The 16,819-nt window shown below is 61.3% G+C and carries 11 protein-coding genes; 8 read left to right on the plus strand and 3 right to left on the minus strand.

The genetic code is table 11. The features are described from left to right. The first annotated feature begins 116 nt into the window (after positions 1–116). The 6 genes from hscB (at position 117) to sseB (ending at position 5,427) form a co-directional block, all read left to right on the plus strand. Positions 117–632, plus strand: coding sequence for a co-chaperone HscB (gene hscB / locus GO007_RS12280; RefSeq protein WP_095100271.1), 516 nt, complete (start codon positions 117–119; stop codon positions 630–632). A 75-nt stretch (positions 633–707) separates the two neighbouring features. Continuing rightward, a complete protein-coding gene (hscA, locus tag GO007_RS12285; RefSeq protein WP_095100274.1) occupies positions 708–2,558 on the plus strand; it encodes a Fe-S protein assembly chaperone HscA in 1,851 nt (616 codons plus the stop codon). 1 nt (position 2,559) lies between these two features. Further along, positions 2,560–2,895: an ISC system 2Fe-2S type ferredoxin gene (fdx, locus tag GO007_RS12290; RefSeq protein WP_095100276.1), complete on the plus strand. Its 336-nt coding sequence runs from the start codon at positions 2,560–2,562 to the stop codon at positions 2,893–2,895. A 1-nt stretch (position 2,896) separates the two neighbouring features. Next, a complete protein-coding gene (gene iscX / locus GO007_RS12295) occupies positions 2,897–3,097 on the plus strand; it encodes a Fe-S cluster assembly protein IscX (protein ID WP_041146721.1) in 201 nt (66 codons plus the stop codon). A 179-nt stretch (positions 3,098–3,276) separates the two neighbouring features. Beyond that, on the plus strand, positions 3,277–4,563 hold the full coding sequence (pepB, locus tag GO007_RS12300; protein WP_095100279.1) for an aminopeptidase PepB: 1,287 nt from the start codon (positions 3,277–3,279) through the stop codon (positions 4,561–4,563). An 87-nt stretch (positions 4,564–4,650) separates the two neighbouring features. Further along, positions 4,651–5,427, plus strand: a complete 777-nt coding sequence (gene sseB / locus GO007_RS12305; RefSeq protein ID WP_095100281.1) for an enhanced serine sensitivity protein SseB — start codon at positions 4,651–4,653, stop codon at positions 5,425–5,427. Between the two features lie 31 nt (positions 5,428–5,458). Here sseB and sseA read toward each other — a convergent pair whose 3' ends face one another. The 3 genes from sseA to GO007_RS12320 all read right to left on the minus strand — a co-directional run bounded on the left by sseA (position 5,459) and on the right by GO007_RS12320 (position 8,860). Beyond that, positions 5,459–6,304: a 3-mercaptopyruvate sulfurtransferase gene (gene sseA / locus GO007_RS12310; RefSeq protein WP_095100285.1), complete on the minus strand. Its 846-nt coding sequence runs from the start codon at positions 6,302–6,304 to the stop codon at positions 5,459–5,461. Between the two features lie 122 nt (positions 6,305–6,426). Then, a complete protein-coding gene (locus GO007_RS12315) occupies positions 6,427–7,611 on the minus strand; it encodes an amidohydrolase (RefSeq protein ID WP_095100288.1) in 1,185 nt (394 codons plus the stop codon). A 37-nt stretch (positions 7,612–7,648) separates the two neighbouring features. Further along, positions 7,649–8,860, minus strand: a complete 1,212-nt coding sequence (locus GO007_RS12320) for a hypothetical protein (protein ID WP_095100292.1) — start codon at positions 8,858–8,860, stop codon at positions 7,649–7,651. Between the two features lie 628 nt (positions 8,861–9,488). On the opposite strand from GO007_RS12320, the gene GO007_RS12325 reads away from it, so the two are divergent. Both GO007_RS12325 and pbpC read left to right on the plus strand, forming a co-directional pair. After that, positions 9,489–14,438 carry an alpha-2-macroglobulin family protein gene (locus GO007_RS12325; protein ID WP_095100298.1) on the plus strand — a complete coding sequence of 1,650 codons (4,950 nt, stop codon included), beginning with the start codon at positions 9,489–9,491 and terminating at the stop codon, positions 14,436–14,438. Next, the gene (pbpC, locus tag GO007_RS12330; RefSeq protein ID WP_095100301.1) at positions 14,439–16,763 is read left to right on the plus strand and encodes a peptidoglycan glycosyltransferase PbpC; all 2,325 of its coding nucleotides are present in this window, start codon (positions 14,439–14,441) and stop codon (positions 16,761–16,763) included. Positions 16,764–16,819: the final 56 nt, after the last annotated feature.

The raw sequence follows: 16,819 nt of genomic DNA on the forward strand, positions 1-16,819 counted from the left end.
TACGACAGTAGGCGGACGCCGCCGGTTAAGATGTGTCCTGAGAGGCGCGGATATATAACCCCACTGCGGAGTACCGTGCGTGGGGTTTGCTTTATCTCGTTAACCCTGAGGTTACTATGGACTATTTTGCCCTCTTCGGGTTACCGGTCAGTTATACCCTTTCGCAAGAACAGCTGGCTGTCCGGTACCAGGATTTGCAGCGTCAGTATCACCCCGACCGGTTCGCCAGCGCCAGCGCCGCCGAACAGCTCGCCTCCGTGCAGCACTCCGCGACGATTAATCAGGCGTGGCAAACGCTGCGTCATCCGCTGACCCGCGCCGAATACATCCTTTCGCTTCACGGCTTCGATTTAGCCAGCGAGCAGCACACCGTGCGCGATACCGCGTTCCTGATGGAACAGCTGGAGCTGCGCGAAGAGCTGGATGAGATCGAAAAATCGCAGGATGAAGCGCGTTTGAGCGCGTTTATTCAGCGCGTGAAGGGGATGTACGACGTCCGTCAGCGGCAGGTCGTTGAGCAATTAGACAGCGAAGCGTGGGAGGCCGCGGCGGATACCGTGCGTAAGCTGCGTTTTCTCGATAAGCTTCAGAACGTAGCAGAACAACTCGAAGAAAAGTTTTTTTCACTCTAACGTATTCGGGTCGCCATGCAGCCAACGTAGCTGCAGCACAGATTATGACGAGTAAATTAATATTCGGAAGCAATTATGGCCTTATTACAAATTAGTGAGCCTGGCCTGAGTGCCGCGCCGCACCAGCGTCGTCTGGCGGCGGGTATTGACCTGGGTACCACCAATTCACTGGTCGCCACCGTGCGTAGCGGCCAGGCCGAAACTCTGCCCGATCGCCAGGGGCGCTACCTGCTGCCTTCGGTGGTGAACTACCAAACGTCCGGCCTCAGCGTCGGCTATGACGCCCGACAGAATGCGGCGTTGGATCCGGTTAACACCATCAGCTCGGTGAAGCGCATGATGGGCCGCTCTCTGGTCGATATTCAGGCCCGCTACCCGCATCTGCCTTACCAGCTGCAGGCCAGCGAAAACGGTCTGCCAATGATTCAAACCGCCGGCGGTCTGCTTAATCCGGTCCGCGTTTCTGCCGATATCCTCAAGGCGCTGTCCGCCCGCGCGACGGAAGCCCTTGCCGGCGAGCTCGACGGCGTGGTGATCACCGTGCCGGCCTATTTCGACGATGCGCAGCGCCAGGGCACTAAAGACGCCGCGCGTCTGGCCGGCCTGCACGTACTTCGCCTGCTTAACGAACCGACGGCGGCGGCGATTGCCTACGGTCTCGACTCCGGTCAGGAAGGGGTTATCGCGGTGTACGATCTCGGCGGCGGCACCTTTGATATTTCCGTTCTGCGCCTCAGCCGCGGCGTCTTCGAAGTTCTGGCCACTGGCGGCGACTCGGCGCTCGGCGGCGACGATTTCGACCATCTGCTGGCGGACTATCTGCGCGAGCGGGCGGGCCTCAGCGATCGCAGCGATAACCGCCTGCAGCGTGAGCTGCTGGATGCGGCTATTGCGGCCAAAATTGCCCTTAGCACAGCGGAAACCGCCCGCGTTGACGTCGGCGGCTGGCAGGGAGAAATCACCCGTAGCCACTTTAATGAGCTGATTGCTCCGCTGGTTAAGCGCACTCTGCTGGCCTGTCGTCGCGCGTTGAAGGACGCCGGCGTGAGCGCGGAAGAGGTGCTGGAAGTGGTGATGGTGGGCGGCTCTACCCGCGTGCCGCTGGTGCGCGAGCGCGTCGGCGAGTTTTTTGGCCGTACCCCGCTGACCACTATTGACCCGGATAAAGTTGTTGCTATTGGCGCCGCCATTCAGGCCGATATTCTGGTCGGCAATAAGCCGGACAGCGAACTGCTGCTGCTCGACGTTATCCCGCTCTCTCTGGGGCTGGAAACGATGGGCGGTCTGGTGGAGAAAGTGATCCCGCGCAATACCACCATTCCGGTGGCCCGCGCCCAGGAGTTCACCACCTTTAAAGACGGTCAGACGGCGATGTCCATCCACGTTATGCAGGGCGAGCGCGAGCTGGTGCAGGACTGCCGTTCGCTGGCGCGTTTTGCGCTGCGCGGTATCCCGGCAATGCCGGCGGGCGGGGCGCATATTCGCGTCACTTTCCAGGTCGATGCCGACGGGCTGTTGAGCGTCACCGCTATGGAGAAATCGACCGCGGTCGAAGCGTCCATTCAGGTGAAACCCTCCTACGGCCTGAGCGACAGCGAAATCGCCACCATGATCAAAGATTCGATGAGCCACGCCGAGCAGGACGTTAAGGCGCGAATGCTGGCCGAGCAAAAAGTCGAAGCCGCACGCGTTCTGGAAAGCCTGGAAAGCGCGCTGGCCAGCGATGCCGCGCTGTTAAGCGCCGCAGAACGTCAGGCTATCGATGACGCAACGGCGCAGCTGCGCGCGGTGGCGGCAGGCGATGACGCCGATGCAATAAAAGAAGCCATTAAAAATACAGACACACAAACCCAGGAATTTGCCGCACGCCGCATGGACCAGTCGGTCCGTACCGCGCTGAAAGGCCAATCCGTGGACGAGGTTTAATATGCCAAAGATTGTTTTTCTACCCCATCAGGACCTGTGCCCGGATGGCGTAGTTGTGGAAGCTAAAATCGGTGAGACCATTCTTGATGCCGCGCTGCGTAGCGGTATTGAGATTGAACACGCCTGTGAAAAATCCTGCGCCTGCACCACCTGCCACTGCATCGTGCGTGAAGGTTTTGACTCGCTGGCCGAAAGTACTGAAGATGAAGACGATATGCTGGATAAGGCCTGGGGGCTGGAACCCGATAGCCGTCTGAGCTGCCAGGCGCGCGTGACCGCCGACGATCTGGTCGTCGAAATTCCGCGCTACACCATCAACCACGCACGCGAGCATTGATATGGCACTGAAATGGACCGATAGTCGCGAAATAGGCGAAGCGCTGTATGACGCCTTCCCGGATCTCGACCCGAAAACCGTTCGCTTCACCGATTTGCATCAGTGGATTTGCGAGCTGGAAGAGTTTAATGACGATCCAAACGCATCCAATGAAAAAATTCTGGAGGCAATTCTGCTAGTCTGGTTAGACGAAGCAGAATAATTTTCGCGTCATGTTCCACGTTGCAGATGCGTTGGCCGCGTTCGCTCACCCCAGTCGCATAGTTATCTATGCTCCAGGGGATTTGCTTACTTGCCGCCTTCCTGCAACGCGAATCATTTAGCGGAAAAATTTTAACGGGCTGCCATAGGGTGGCCCGTTTGCTAATAAGGATGAATAAAATGACCGAAGCCATGAAGATTACGCTGACGACCCAACCTGCCGACGCGCGCTGGGGAGAAAAAGCGGCTTACAGCATTAACAACGACGGCATCACCCTGCATCTGAACGGTAAAGACGACCTGGGCCTGATTCAGCGCGCGGCGCGTAAAGTTGACGGGATGGGCATCAGGCACGTCGCTCTCGATGGCGAAGGCTGGAATACCGATCGCGCGTGGGCGTTCTGGGCGGGCTATAAAGGGCCGAAAGGCAGCCGCCAGGTTGAGTGGCCGGCGCTGGATGATGCGCAAAAGCGCGAGCTGGATAGCCGTCTGGCCATTATTGACTGGGTGCGCGACACCATTAACGCGCCGGCGGAAGAGTTAGGTCCGGAGCAGTTGGCCCAGCGCGCGGTCGATCTGCTGTGCGGCGTTGGCTGCGATAACGTCTCTTACCGCATCACCAAAGGCGAGGACCTGCGCGAGCAGAACTATCTTGGTCTGCATACCGTAGGACGCGGCTCCGAGCGCCCGCCGGTCCTGCTGGCGCTGGACTACAACCCAACCGGCGATAAAGACGCGCCGGTCTATGCCTGCCTGGTCGGGAAAGGCATCACCTTCGATTCCGGCGGCTACAGCATCAAGCAGAGCGCGTTTATGGATTCGATGAAGTCCGACATGGGCGGCGCGGCAACGGTCACCGGCGCGCTGGCGTTTGCGATCTCCCGCGGCCTGAATAAGCGCGTGAAGCTCTACCTGTGCTGCGCTGACAACCTGATTAGCGGCAACGCCTTCAAGCTTGGCGATATCATTCGCTACCGTAACGGTAAAACCGTAGAAATTATGAACACCGACGCCGAAGGCCGTCTGGTGCTGGCGGATGGGCTAATTGATGCGTCTGCGCAGAAGCCGGAGCTGATTATCGACGCGGCGACGCTGACCGGAGCGGCGAAAACCGCGCTGGGCAACGATTACCACGCGCTGTTCAGCTTCGACGACGCGCTGGCGGCTCGCCTGCTGGCGAGCGCGCAGGCGGAAAACGAAGCCTTCTGGCGTCTGCCGCTGGCGGAATTCCACCGCGGCCAACTGCCGTCGAACTTCGCCGAGCTGAACAACACCGGCAGCGCCGCCTATCCGGCGGGCGCCAGCACGGCGGCAGGATTCCTCTCCCATTTCGTTGAGAACTATCACCAGGGCTGGCTGCATATCGACTGCTCCGCGACCTATCGTAAATCCGCCGTTGAGCAGTGGTCAGCCGGCGCGACGGGGCTCGGCGTGCGCACGATTGCCAATCTGTTAACCGCAGAGTAAAAATGGCGGGGCGCTGGCGCCCCGGATTGTCTCACCCCGGCCCGCGTCCACGGCCGGGGGATTTCTGATTCTGATGTTGTGAGAGCCATGTCCGAAACTAAAAATGAATTAGAAACGCTGCTGGAAAAGGCGGCGATTGAGCCAGGCCATCGCCCGGCTTTTTTCCGTACGCTGCTGGAGTCCACCGTTTGGGTGCCCGGCGCGGCGGCGGAAGGTGAACAGGTTGTCGAAGAGAGCGCCGTAGACCTGCAGCACTGGGAAAAAGATGATGGCGCCTCGGTCATTCCCTTTTTTACCTCGCTGGAGGCGCTGCAGCAGGCGGTCGAAGACGAGCAGTCTTTTGTGGCGATGCCGGCGCGTACGCTGATGGCGATGACGCTGGGCGAGACGCTGTTCCTCAATGCCAAACTGCCGGCCGGAAAAGAGTTTACGCCGAACGAAATCAAGCATCTGCTGGGTGAAGATGGCGGTCCTCTCAGCGCGCAAACCGTGCTGGAAGGCGGGCAGCCTCTGCTGCTGTCTGAGGTGGCCGAGCCACCGGCGCAGATGGTGGATTCGCTGACCACGCTCTTTAAATCCCTGAAAACCGTAAAGCGCGCGTTTCTATGCTCGATTAAGGACAGCGCCGACGCGCCGGCGAATCTGCTTATCGGCATTGAGGCCGAGGGGGATATTGAAGAGGTCATCCAGGCGACCGGCAGCGTGGCAACCGACACGCAGCCCGGCGATGAGCCGATCGATATTTGTCAGGTCGTGGAAGGGGAGAAGGGCATCAGCCACTTTATGATTGCCCATATCGCGCCATTCTATGAAAAGCGCTGGGGCAGCTTCCTGCGCGATTTCAAGCAGAACCGCATTATCTGATGACGGCGGGGCATTAACCCCGCCGCTATTTTTATTGCGCCGGCTCTATCGGCAGATCCGGGCGGGCGCCCCATTCGCTCCACGAACCGTCATACAGGCAGACGCCGTTGACGCCCAGCGTCGTCAGCGCCAGCACCACCACGGCCGCCGTGACGCCGGACCCGCAGCTGGCGATAATCGGCCGCTCAAAATCCACGCCCTGACGCAGGAAAATATCATTCAGCTCGTCGATAGTTTTCAGCTCGCCGTTAATCACCAGCTCGGTCCACGGGACGTTCAGCGCCCCGGGAATATGCCCCCGGCGCAGGCCAGGACGCGGCTCATCGACGAGACCGTTAAAGCGCCCGGCCGGACGCGCGTCGACGATCTGGGCCGATCCTTCATGGCTCACCAGCAGCACGTCGGTCAGCCGCTTAACCACCAGCGGATCGAAGCGGCCGTCGAATTCGCCCTCCGGTAGCTGCGGATCGTCCTGCTCCAGCGGCAGCTCATCGCGCTGCCAGCCGGCCAGCCCTCCGGCGAGAATAGAGACTTTTTCTACCCCGAAGGTCCGCAGCATCCACCAGGCGCGCGGCGCCGAGAAGAGGTTGCCTTCATCGTAAACCACCAGATGCTTATCGCTGCTCACGCCAAGCTCGCGCATCGCAACGGCGAAGGCTTCCGCTCGCGGCATCATATGCGGCAGCGGGCTGGTGCGATCGGAAAGCGCTTCAATATCGAAAAATACGGCGTTGGGAATATGACCTGCGCGATATTCGGCGTGCAAATCGCGATCTTCCTGCCCTGGCGGCGCCATTCGGGCATCGATAATCTGGATTTCCGGGTCATCAATATGTTCCGCTAACCAGTCGGCGGCGATAAAAAACGAAGTGGACATGGCTATCTCCGTGTCATCAACAATAGATAGATTGTTGATGTTTTTGCCCTTACCGACAAGGCATTTTCACGTAATACATATCGTAATGTGATATGTCCCCGGCGCACGCCGGGGAGAAACGATCAGAAGCGGTCTTGATGCAGATAGCGCCAGGCGTACTGGGCGTACAGCCCGGCGCCGGTTTTCATCACCTGCTCATCGATATTGAAGCATCCGTGATGGTGGGCGTAGTCGCTCCCTTTCTCTTTATTGCCGGAGCCGAGCAGGGCAAAACAGCCGGGAATGTCCTGCATATAAAAGCTGAAATCCTCCCCGCCGGTCGTGGGCTTTTCGCTGAATAGCACGTCGTCGCCGAAGGCCTCGCGGATCACCGATTGCGCCAGCCGTGCGCTGCGCTCTTCGTTAATCACCGGCAGCGTGCCGTAGCAGTAGTCGACGTCAACGGTCGCACCATACATCGCCGCGGTATGCTGCGCATAGCGCGTTATTGCGGCCTCCAGGCGCTGGCGGGTTTCGATGCTGAAACAGCGCACGGTGCCGTCCAGGACGGCATTTTCGGCAATCACGTTGAACCGGGTGCCGACATCCATTCGGCCGATAGAGACCACCGCGGATTCCAGCGGCGAAGTTTCACGCGCCACGATAGCCTGCAAATTCATCACGAAGGCGGAGGCGACGACCGCCGCATCGATGCAGGCCTCCGGCATTGAACCGTGACCGCCGCGACCGCGAAAAGTGACTTTGAGTAAATCCGCGGAGGCAAACGACGACCCCACGTTGCAGGAGATTTTACCGGAAGGCGAACCGGACCAGATGTGCATGCCAAAAATGTTGTCGACGCTATCGAGCGCGCCCTGGTCGATCATGGCTTTCGCCCCCTCGGCAATCTCCTCGGCGGGCTGAAAAATTAAACGCACGTTACCGGCCATCTGCTCGCGAACCTCGTACAGCGCGCGGGCAGCGGTGAGCAGCATTGCGGTATGGGAATCATGCCCGCAGGCGTGCATTTTCCCGGCGATTTGCGATTTATAGCTGAGCCGATCGTTGAGCTCCTGCACCGGCAGCGCATCCATATCGGCGCGCAGGGCGACCGTCTTGCCCGGCCTGCCGCCGGCGATGTCTGCAATGACGCCGGTCGGAACGGTACGACGGCAGGCGATACCGATGCTCTCCAGTTCTGCCACGACGCGCTCCGTCGTTCGCCGTTCCTCCCACGGCAGCTCCGGGTGGGCGTGTAGATCGCGGCGAAAGTCGATTGTCGCCTGCTCTTCTCTGGCGATGATGGCGGTAATAGCGGGGTTAATCATAAAACGGACTCCATAGGGACGTAGAAAATGAAAGACTTCAGCCGATAACCGGCGCCAGATAACCCACCAGTATTCCGGCCAGGATGACGGAAACAATCGTCACGGAGATAAACCCGCCGACCAGCATTGGCCCCAGCATGTGCTGAGTCAGCATCTGGCGTTCTTTTTCATCCTGGGTGAGGGAGTTAATGGCTTCGTTGGTGATGATGTAATCCGCCGGAAAGCCGTACAGCGCGGTCAGGGAGATGGCGAATGACATGGCGCCGCTTACGCCGAGCGCTTTCCCTACGGCCCAGGAAACGATAAACATGCCGATAACCGCCGTGGCGATGAGCACCGCCATCGGATAAAGCAGGCGCAGCAGCATATCCGGCGTGGCTTTGTTCAAGGTATCAAAGATAAACAGCATCAATGCCATTACGGCAAAGCCGAACCCGTTCGCTTTTTGCAGCGTATGTTTTTCAAGAAAGCCCAATGAAGTAAAGACCACGCCAAAAAACAGGCACAGTACGAACGGGCTGATGCTGACGATGGGTTTTGCCAGCTCGGAGACAAACCAGGCCAGGCAGCCCACCATCGCCAGGCGCAGGAATTTAAAATAGGTACTGTTGTAGCTGGTGGGGATGCGGCTAAACAGATGCGGCATCATTTCCTCACCGCAGGCGAGGAGGGTCCGTTCATCTTCAGCGCTATCAGGATGATGCTCGCCGCTGCGGTGGCGCGTAAGCAACGCTTTTCCTTCGCGTTGCAGCATGATGGCGGTGAGGGGATAGCCGGCGAATCCCTGCATCACGTAAATCAGAATCGCCAGCACCGACAGATCCACCAGCCCGGCGTTGCTAGCGCCTTGCGACATAATCAATGATGAAACGATCCCGCCGACCAGCGGTGGGATGGTAACCAGCGCGGTGTTGTGGTCAAACAGCAGCAGGCTCACCGCGAAGACGGCCACCGTTATCCCGGCGATACCCGCAAGCGCGACGATCACCGTTTTCCACTGGCGCATGAGCTCCTTCAGCGACAGCAGGGTCCCCATATTGGTAATCAGCAGATACATCAGCATGATGGCGACGGGGGCCGTGATCCCCGCCCGGCTGATAATATCGGCCGGGAAAAATGTCCAGTACCCGCCCAGAAACAGCACCGCACAGACAAAGACGGAAGGGACCCAGGCTTTGGTGCGGGTCGAAATAACATCGCCTGTATAAAGAATAAAAATAATAATTAAAAGAGCGCTCATTTGTGACATAAATAATTCCCATATTACTTATTTCATATGTCAATACGGAACGGATGACTGTTGTGCCGTTATTGATTCCGCAGAACGGGCGGTCAGTGCTACCACCAGAAGTTTTTTAGCCGACGTGGCCATTAACATATACCGTGAATCATGCGCCTGGCCGGGCAGCGGCAGTGAAGCCATTTCTCCATCTGAAGATGAGAAGGGACGGCTGACGCGAAGGTAAGGGCGGCATGAGATATCACGGCATAGCGTTCAAGTAAGAGAAAACCAGCAGGTTGTCAATTTACAGGAGGGGACTAATGTTAATTTCAGAATTCAGCCGGTCGGAAGTATGCGCTTTCACATTATAATTAAACCTGCGTATTATCACTCTCTCTTATTTTTAATTGCGCTCTGCGATATGTTTTATATTCATCGTGCGAAGTTTGTTGTAATCTTTCGCGCTGCCCGGACGCAAATACGCCGTCGTTATTATTCTCATCTGCCGGGTAAAACCTATCGCTGAAATTATATCATCGGGAAAATCAGGCCGTCGGCGCGCTGCGGATACTATAAGCAATTGGTAATTCCGCCGTTGACGCATAATAATGTGTTCACTACAGGTATCTGGCTGTTTGGGCCAAGGGGTTAAAGGATGAAACCATTTCGTTTAGCGACGCTATCTCTGGCGCTGCTTACCGCTCTTTCGCTTGCCGGCTGCGACGACAGCGGCAAAACTCAGACCGCTGCGCCAGCCGCATCTTCTTCTGCGGATAATCAGGGCGCAGCGAAACCGGACGGCGCCCAGCTCGCTAAGCTGGCGGAGAAAAGTAAAGGCAAGGCGCTGACGCTGCTCGACGCCTCGGAAGTCCAGCTGGACGGCGCGGCGACGCTGGTCCTGACCTTCTCCGTTCCGCTGCAGCCAGATCAGGATTTCTCCCGCAGCGTGCACCTTGTCGATAAAAAAAGCGGGAAGGTTGACGGCGCCTGGGAGCTGGCGCCGAACCTGAAAGAGCTGCGCCTGCGCCATCTTGAGCCGAAACGGGAGCTGATTGTCTCCGTTGACCCCACGCTGACCGCGCTGAATACCGCGACCTTCGGCACCTCTTTTGAAAAAACGATCGCCACCCGCGACGTCGCCCCCAGCATCGGCTTTGCCAGCCGGGGCTCGCTGCTGCCGGGCAAAGTCGTGGCCGGGCTGCCGGTGATGGCCCTGAACGTCGATAGCGTCGACGTGAACTTCTTCCGTATCAAACCCGAATCGCTGTCTGCCTTCGTCAGCCAGTGGGAGTACCGGAATTCGTTAAGCAACTGGGAGTCCGACGAGCTGCTAAAAATGGCCGACCTGGTCTACAGCGGACGTTTTGACCTCAATCCGGCGCGCAATACGCGGGAAAAGCTGCTGCTGCCGCTGGCGGATATCAAACCCTTGCAGCAGCCGGGCGTCTACGTGGCGGTGATGAACCAGGCGGGCCATTACAGCTACAGCAACGCCGCGACGCTGTTTACGCTCAGCGATATTGGCGTCTCGGCGCATCGCTACCATAACCGGCTGGACGTCTTTACCCAAAGCCTCGAAAACGGCGCGGCGCAGTCCGGTATCGAGGTTCAGCTGCTCAACGCCAAAGGGCAGACGCTGGCGCAGGCCAAAAGCGACGGCCAGGGCTACGTGACGCTGCAAACCGATAAAGACGCCGCGCTGCTGCTGGCGCGCAAAGAGGGGCAAACCACCCTGCTGGATCTCAAGCTGCCCGCGCTGGATCTGGCGGAGTTCGCCATTTCCGGGGCCCCCGGTTTTAGCAAGCAGTTCTTTATGTTTGGCCCTCGCGATCTCTATCGCCCGGGGGAGACGGTGATCCTCAACGCGCTGCTGCGCGACGGCGACGGCAGGCCGCTGGCCGAGCAGCCGGTGAAGTTCGATGTGGTTCAGCCGGACGGCCAGGTGATCCGCTCCCTGGTGAGCCAGCCGGTGAACGGCCTGTATCAGTTTACCTGGCCGCTCGACGCCGGCGCGGCCACCGGCATGTGGCATATCCGCGCCAGCACCGGCGACAATCAGCCGCGCGAGTGGGACTTCCACGTTGAAGACTTCATGCCCGAGCGTATGGCGCTGAACCTGAGCGCGCAAAAGGCTGCCGTTGCGCCGGATGCCGACGTGACCTTTGCCGTCGCCGGGGCCTATTTATACGGCGCGCCTGCCAGCGGCAACCAGCTGCAGGGGAAACTGTTCCTGCGTCCGCTGCGCGACGCGGTCGCCGCGCTGCCGGGCTTCCAGTTCGGCGATATTGCCGAGGAAAACCTCTCCCGCAGCCTCGATGAAGTACAGATGACGCTGGACGAAAAAGGCCACGGGGAAGTGACCACCGCCAGCCAGTGGCAGGATAGCCATTCGCCGCTGCAGGTGATTTTACAAGCCAGCCTGCTGGAGTCCGGCGGTCGTCCCGTGACCCGCACCGTGCAGCAGGCTATCTGGCCTGCCGATGCCCTGCCGGGCATCCGTCCTGAATTCACCCTGAAAGACGTGTATGACTACCGGACCGACAGCACGGTGAAGCAGCCGGTGGTGGATGAAAACAGCACCGCCGGATTCGAGATTGTCTATGCCGATGCCGCCGGAGACAAAAAAGCGGTCTCCGGACTGCAGGTGCGCCTCATTCGCGAACGCCGCGACTACTACTGGAACTGGTCGGATAGCGAAGGCTGGCAGTCGCAGTTCGACCAGAAAGATCTGCAGGAGGGTGAAGAGTCGCTGGATCTGCAGGCCGGACAAACGGCGAAGGTCAGCTTCCCGGTGGAGTGGGGCTCTTACCGGCTGGAGGTGAAGGACCCGGAGGGCGCGGTCAGCAGCGTGCGCTTCTGGGCCGGCTACAGCTGGCAGGATAACAGCGACGGCGCGGGGGCCGCGCGCCCGGACCGGGTCACCATGAAGCTGGATAAACCGGCCTACAAGCCCGGTGACACCATCAAGCTGCATATCGCCGCGCCGGCGGCAGGCAAAGGCTATGCGCTGGTCGAGTCCAGCGAAGGCCCGCTGTGGTGGCAGGAAATTGACGTTCCGGCCGCAGGGATGGATCTGTCGATCCCGGTCGATCAAGCCTGGAACCGCCATGACCTCTACCTCAGCACGCTGGTGATTCGCCCAGGCGACAAATCGCGCTCCGCGACGCCGAAACGGGCGGTGGGGCTGCTGCATCTGCCGCTCGGCGATGAAAACCGCCGCCTGACCCTTGCGCTGGATGCGCCGGAAAAAATGCGTCCCAACCAGCCGCTGACGGTAAAAGTGAAAGCCAGCGTTAAAGAGGGCGAGACGCCGAAGCAGGTGAATGTCCTGCTCTCGGCCGTTGATAGCGGCGTGCTGAACATTACCGACTACGCGACGCCGGACCCGTGGAACGCCTTTTTTGGCCAGAAGCGCTACGGGGCGGATATTTACGATATCTACGGCCAGGTGATTGAGGGCCAGGGACGACTGGCGAGCCTGCGCTTCGGCGGCGACGGTGACGAGCTCAAGCGCGGCGGTAAGCCGCCGGTCAATCACGTGACGATTATTGCGCAGCAGGCCCGGCCGGTAACGCTTGATGACAATGGCGAAGGAACCGTGACGCTGCCGATCGGTGATTTTAACGGCGAGCTGCGGGTGATGGCCCAGGCGTGGACCGCCGATGATTTTGGCAGCAGCGAAGACAAAGTGGTGGTCGCCGCGCCGGTAATTGCCGAGCTGAATACGCCGCGCTTCCTCGCCAGCGGCGATACCACGCGCCTGGCGCTGGATCTCAGCAACCTGACCGACAGGCCGCAAACGCTGAACGTTGCGCTTAGCGCCGGCGGCCTGCTGCAGCTTGCGCAGCCGGCAATCGCGCCGGTTCAGCTGGTGCCGGGCGCGCGTCGCACCCTGTTTGTGCCGGTTAGCGCCAAAGAGGGGTTTGGCGACGGCCAGCTCAGCGCGACCATTAGCGGCCTGAACCTGCCGGGCGAGACCTTCGCCCCGCTGCAAAAGCAGTGGAAAATTGGCGTCCGTCCGGCCTTCCCGGCGCAGACGGTCAACGTTGGCGCGGTGCTGCAGCCTGGCGAAAGCTGGCAGGCGCCGCCGGAGCAAACGCTCGGCTTCTCGCCGGCGACCCTGCAGGGGCAACTGGTGTTCAGCGGCAAGCCGCCGCTTAATCTGGCCCGCTATATTCGCGAGCTGAAAGCCTATCCTTACGGCTGCCTGGAACAGACCGCCAGCGGATTGTTCCCGTCGCTCTACGCCAGCGCGGCGCAGCTGAAAACGCTGGGCATTGAGGGCGACAGCGATGAAAAACGCCGCGCGGCGGTGGATCTCGGAATCGCGCGCCTGCTGCAGATGCAGCGCGACGACGGCGGCTTTGCGCTATGGGATAAAAACGGGCCGGAGGAGTACTGGCTGACCGCCTACGCTATGGACTTCCTGGTGCGGGCGGGCGAGCAGGGCTACAGCGTGCCGGCCAACGCTATCAATAACGGTAACCAGCGCCTGCTGCGCTATCTGCAGGAGCCGGGGCTGATGACCGTGCGCTACAGCGACGACGCGCCGGCCAGCCGCTTTGCCGCCCAGGCCTACGCCGCTCTGGTGCTGGCTCGTCAGCAAAAGGCGCCCCTTGGCGCGCTGCGTGAAATCTGGACCCGCCATGACCAGGCGCGATCCGGCCTGCCGCTGCTGCAGCTCGGCATTGCGCTGAAAGCGATGGGCGACGCGCCGCGCGGCGAGCAGGCGCTGAAGCTGGCGATGAGCACGCCGCGTCAGGATCGGGATCGCTGGCTGGGCGATTACGGCAGCGCGCTGCGCGATGATGCGCTGAAGCTGGCGCTGCTGGAGGAGAATAAGCTGCTGCCGGAGGCGCAAAACTCGCTGCTGAGCAATCTGGCTGATGAGGCCTACGGCCAGCGCTGGCTCTCTACTCAGGAGAGCAACGCGCTGTTCCTTGCCGGCCGCGCGCTGCAGGATTTACCCGGCAGCTGGCAGGCGCAAACCTCATTGCAGGCGCAGCCGCTCGCGGCGGATAAAGCGCAGACCCGCAACCTGACCGGCGACCAGCTGGCGGCGCTGCAGGTCAGCAATACCGGCAGCCAGCCGCTCTGGCTGCGTCTTGACAGCAGCGGCTATCCGCTTAGCGCCCCGCAGCCTTCGGGCAACGTGCTGGGTATTGAACGGCAGATCTTCGACACTCGCGGGCAGCAAAAATCGCTGAGCTCGCTGCGCAGCGGCGAGCTGGTGCTGGTGAAGCTGGAAATTACCGCTAAACGTAATGTGCCGGATGCGCTGGTCGTCGATCTGCTGCCGGCGGGGCTTGAGCTGGAAAACCAGAACCTGGCAAACAGCAGCGCCAGCCTGCAGGAGAACGGAGAGGCGGTGCAGAACCTGCTCAACCACATGCAGCAGGCGGATATTCAGCATATCGAATTCCGCGACGATCGCTTTGTTGCCGCGGTAGCGGTAAACGAAGGGCAGCCGGTTACGCTGGTCTACCTGGCGCGGGCGGTGACGCCTGGGACCTATCAGGTGCCGCAGCCGCAGGTGGAATCGATGTACGTTCCGCAGTGGCGGGCAACCGGTACGGCCAGCGGCCCGCTGATCGTCACTCCGTAAATGCGGCGGTTGGTGAAGATAAGGCGCCGCTGGCGATGGCTGGCGGCGACGCCGTTCCTGCTGTGGCTGGCGCTGCTGGCGGCGGATCGCCTGTGGCCGCTGCCGCTGCACGAGGTGGCTCCGGCCCGGGTGGTGGTGGCCCAGGACGGTACGCCGCTGTGGCGCTTTGCGGACAAGCAGGGCGTCTGGCGCTATCCGGTGACTCTTGATGACGTGTCGCCGCGCTATCTGCAGGCCCTGATCCAGTACGAAGACCGCTGGTTCTGGGATCACCCCGGCGTAAACCCGCTGGCCATTGCCCGCGCAGCCTGGCAGGACGCAACCTCCGGGCGCGTCATTTCGGGCGGCAGCACGCTGACTATGCAGGTTGCGCGCCTGCTCGACCCTCATCCCCGAACCTTCGGCGGCAAGCTGCGCCAGCTGTGGCGCGCGCTGCAGCTGGAGTGGCATTTATCGAAAAGCGAGATCCTGACCCTGTATCTCAACCGCGCGCCGTTTGGCGGCACGCTGCAGGGGATCGGCGCCGCCAGCTGGGCTTACCTAGGGAAACCGCCGGCCCGGCTCAGCTACGGCGAAGCGGCCCTGCTGGCGGTGCTGCCGCAGGCGCCGAGCCGTCTGCGTCCGGATCGCTGGCCGCAGCGGGCTCAGGCGGCGCGCGATAAAGTGCTGGCGCGTATGCAAACCCAGGGCGTGTGGTCGGAGAAGACGGTGCGCGAGGCCGTGGAAGAGCCGGTATGGCTGTTCCCCCGCCAGATGCCGCAGCTGGCACCGCTTTTTTCCCGGCGGATGCTGGCAAGCAGCGGCGAAGACAAGGTGGTGACGACCCTCGATGCCGGGCTGCAGCGCCAGCTGGAGGATTTAGCCCTCAACTGGAAATCGCGCCTGCCGCCGCGCAGCTCGCTGGCGATTGTCGTCGTCGATCATACCGATATGCGCGTGCGGGGCTGGGTCGGGTCGGCGGATATTAGCGACGACAGCCGCTTTGGGCACATCGATATGGTGTCGGCGATCCGTTCTCCGGGCTCCGTGTTGAAGCCGTTTGTCTACGGCATGGCGCTGGACGAGGGGCTGATTCATCCGGCCTCTCTACTGCAGGACGTCCCGCGGCGGTTCAGCGATTATCGGCCCGGTAACTTTGACAGCGGCTTTCATGGCCCGGTCAGCGCCAGCGACGCGCTGGTGCGCTCTCTGAACCTTCCGGCAGTGCAGGTGCTTGAAGCCTACGGGCCAAAACGGTTTGCCGCCACGCTGCGCAATGCCGGCCTGCCGCTGATGCTGCCGCCGGGCGCCGAGCCCAATCTGTCGCTGATCCTTGGCGGCGCAGGCGCCCGGCTTGCGGATATCGTGGCGGCGTATAGCGCGTTTGCCCGTCACGGCAAGGCGGGTCGGCTGCGGATGACGCCGGACGCGCCGCTGGTGGAGCGGCCGCTGCTGTCGCCAGGGGCGGCGTGGATAGTGCGGCGAATTCTGGCCGGTGGATCCCAGCCGCTCCCCGATGACTCGCTGGTTCAGGTGGTTCCGCTGGCGTGGAAAACCGGCACCAGCTACGGCTATCGCGACGCCTGGGCGGTTGGCGTTAACGCCCGCTATCTTATCGGTATCTGGACCGGGCGGCCTGACGGTACGCCGGTGGTCGGGCAGTTTGGCTTCGCCAGCGCGGTACCGCTGCTAAATCAGGTCAACAATATGCTGCTGGCGCGGCCGACGGCGGGGCGCGATGGGCTGCCTGCCGATCCGCGCCCGCCGTCGGTGAGGGCGGCAACCATCTGCTGGCCCGGCGGGCAGAACCTGCCGCCGGGAGACGCCAACTGCCGCCGTCGGCTGGCTACCTGGCTGCTCGACGATAGCCAGCCGCCGACGCTGCTGTTGCCGGGTCAGGAAGGCGTGCGCGGCATTCGTTTTCCGGTATGGGTAGATAAGCACGGGCTGCGGGTCGCGGCCGACTGTCCGGGCGCGGTGGAGAAAAACGTCGACGTCTGGCCGCTGCCGCTGGAGCCGTGGCTGCCGGCGAACGAGCGCCGTCGGGCAAGGCTCGGCCCGGCATCGGCGGAGTGTCCGCCGCCGCCAGGCGCAGATGCCGCGCCGCTGGTGCTTTCCGGCATTCGCGATGGCGCGGTCATTAAGCGTTTGCCCGGCGCGGCGCGGGTGGTGGTGCCGCTGCAGACTACCGGCGGCGAAGGGCGACGCTGGTGGTTTCTCAACGGCGAACCGCTGGAGGCGGCGGGGGCCGGCGCGAGCCTGACCCTGGAGCGGCTGGATAGCTATCAGCTGGTGGTTATGGATGAGGCGGGGCAGGTTGCGGCGGCGAATTTCACTCTGCAATAAAGTCGGGGCGGCAAGGCCCTGCTTTTTGTGTTGCTAAAGCTCGTCTTATTTTAACA

It is taken from the genome of Klebsiella sp. 10-1 (assembly GCF_009758445.1).
In the GTDB taxonomy this organism is placed as follows: Bacteria; Pseudomonadota; Gammaproteobacteria; order Enterobacterales; family Enterobacteriaceae; genus Klebsiella; species Klebsiella scottii.